The organism is Streptomyces sp. BE20 (assembly GCF_036322525.1).
Lineage (GTDB): Bacteria > Actinomycetota > Actinomycetes > Streptomycetales > Streptomycetaceae > Kitasatospora.
In genome coordinates this window covers 1-1,886 of record NZ_JAQYWW010000365.1, presented here as the reverse complement: position 1 = coordinate 1,886, position 1,886 = coordinate 1, and the positions used below count along the sequence as shown (strand labels likewise).

Annotated in this window: 1 protein-coding gene; it reads left to right on the top strand. The window is 76.8% G+C overall.

What is annotated here, in order from left to right; genetic code table 11:
- Window positions 1-37: 37 nt before the first annotated feature.
- Window positions 38-1,886: polyketide synthase dehydratase domain-containing protein (locus PUR61_RS02630; protein WP_329875180.1), on the top strand; the 1,849-nt coding region annotated here is incomplete at its 3' end.

The following is a 1,886-nucleotide window of genomic DNA, read 5'->3' as shown; positions in this document are numbered from 1 at the left end:
CGCGATCCCGTTCCTGTCGACGGTGGAGGGCCGGTGGTTGGAGGGTCCTGAGCTGGACGGCGGGTACTGGTACCGCAACCTGCGGCAGACCGTGCGCTTCGCCGAGGCGGTGGACACGCTCGCCGCGGAGGGGTTCCGGGCCTTCGTCGAGGTGAGCGCGCACCCGGTGCTCGTCCACAGCATCGCGGAGGCGCTGGAGGAGACGGTCCCGGCCCCGACCGTCGCCACGGGGACGCTGCGGCGTGAGGACGGTGCGTGGGACCGCGTCCTGCTCTCGGCCGCGGAGCTGTACGTCCGCGGGGTCGAGGTGGACTGGTCGACGGCGTTCGTCGGCGCCGGTACGCTCCGGCCCTCCGAACTCCCCACGTACGCCTTCCAGCACCAGCGCTTCTGGCTGGAGCCCGTCGCCGGGACCGGCGACGTGACCGCCTTCGGCGTCGCCGCGGCCGGGCACCCGCTGCTCGGCACCCTGGTGGAACTGCCCGACGGGGGCGCGGTGTTCACCGGCCGGCTGTCGACCCGCTCGCACCCGTGGCTGGCCGGCCACGCCGTCTCCGGGAACATCCTGCTGCCCGGTGCGGCCTTCCTCGAACTCGCCCTGCGGGCCGGCGAGCAGACCGGGCTCGGCCGCCTGGAGGAACTCGTCGTGGAGGCCCCCGCGATCCTGCCCGAGCGCGGTGGCGTCCAGATCCGCGTCACGGTCGATCCGGCCGCCGACGACGACCGCAGGGCCGTCCACGTGCACTCGCGTGACGAGGACGGCGAGGGCACCTGGACCCGGCACGCCACCGGCTTCCTGGCGGCCGAGGCCGCACCGGAGTTCGGCTACGAGGCGTGGCCGCCGGCCGGCGCGGAGCCGGTCGCACTGGACGGCTTCTACGAGCGCCTGGCGGAGGCCGGGTACGAGTACGGCGACGCCTTCCGGGGCCTGCGGGTCGCCTGGCGCTCGGGCGAGGAGGTGTTCGCCGAGGTCGCCCTGCCGGAGGAACTGACCGAGTCCGCCGGGCGGTTCGGCCTGCACCCGGCGCTGCTGGACGCGGCGCTGCAGTCCGCCAACCTGGGCGCGGCCCCGGTGGCCCGCCCGGGCGAGGTCCTGCTGCCGTTCGCCTGGAACGACGTGGCCCTGTTCGCGTCGGGGGCCACCGCCCTGCGGGTGCACGCCCGCCGGGAGGGCCCGGACAGCGTGTCCTTCGCGCTCACCGACCCGGTCGGCCGACCGGTCGGCGCCGTCGGGGCGCTGGTCCTGCGGCCGGTGGCGCCCGAGCGGCTGTCCGCCGTCCAGGATCCGGCCGCCGACCACCTGTACCGCCTCGACTGGACGCCGGCCGAACTGCCGCGCGCCGAGGCCGGGGCGGCGGCGGGGGAGGTGCTCGACCTGACCGCTCCCAGCGGGCTGCCGGCGCCGCAGGCGGGCCGGGAGCTCGTCGGGGCCGCGCTCACCCGGATCCAGGAGCACCTGGCCGGCGACTCCGACCGTCCGCTCGCCGTCCTGACCGCGAACGCGGCCGACGACCCGGCGGCCTCCGCCGTGTGGGGCCTGGTGCGCACCGCGCAGCTCGAACACGCGGGCCGCATCGTCCTGGTGGACACCGACGGCTCGGCGGCGCCCGCCGCGCTGGTCGCCGACGCGCTGGCGTCGGGCGAGCCCCAGGTGGCGTGGCGAGACGGCCGCGCGGTGGTGCCGCGCCTGGCGCGGGCCGGTGTGCGGGCGGGTGCGCCGGCCGAGGCCGGAGCGGGCGGTGGCCGGGTGTTGGATCCGGCGGGGACGGTGTTGGTGACGGGTGGGACGGGGACGTTGGGCGGGTTGGTGGCTCGGCGTCTGGTGGAGTCGCACGGGGTGCGTCATCTGTTGTTGGTGAGTCGGCGTGGTGGTGCGGCGCCGGGTG